A 505-nucleotide genomic window follows, 5' to 3' on the forward strand; every position below is an offset into this window, starting at 1 on the left:
GTTTCATGCCGTTTTCAATACGCTGCGCATCACGACGGGCGCGGCGTTCGCTGTGATGCCCCACAAGAATGGGCTGACCGGGCGGGATCATCGCGGCCAGTCTTTCCACTTCATCAAGTGCCTGTGCGGATTCACTGGCCCGCTTTCCGCTGTATCCGGTAAACCGCTCCGCCCGTGCTTCCTGACGTTCAGCGAGCGTGCTGTCTTCATCCTCAATCTCTCCGGCAAGTGAGAGGAGCACGTCTTCCCGGCCCGGTGTCCAGGCTGGAGCCACAAACAGCGCCTGTTTGGGTGCCCAGCGGAAACCGGCATCATGCACTTTTTTATACGTTTCCTGGTCAAGACGTGACGCGGCATACAGGCGCAGTTTGTTGTCATCCGGTGAGTAGGTCGCGCGGTACATCTGCACAGGGCTGGCGGCTTCCGGGGCGGTCATGGTGATTGCTGCTGATGTCATAAAATGTTCTCCTTCCGTCTGTTGCCGCCCCTCGCGGGGCGGCTCACC

General features: G+C 60.0%; 1 protein-coding gene. It reads right to left on the reverse strand.

The annotated features are described in order from the left end of the window. Window positions 1-457, reverse strand: a 457-nt coding sequence (locus FDX14_RS11730; RefSeq protein WP_137349596.1) for a DUF3560 domain-containing protein, incomplete at its 3' end; no start/stop codon positions are given. Between the last annotated feature and the right edge of the window lie 48 nt (window positions 458-505).

The sequence above is a fragment of the Citrobacter sp. wls710 genome, from assembly GCF_005281115.1.
GTDB lineage: Bacteria > Pseudomonadota > Gammaproteobacteria > Enterobacterales > Enterobacteriaceae > Citrobacter > Citrobacter werkmanii.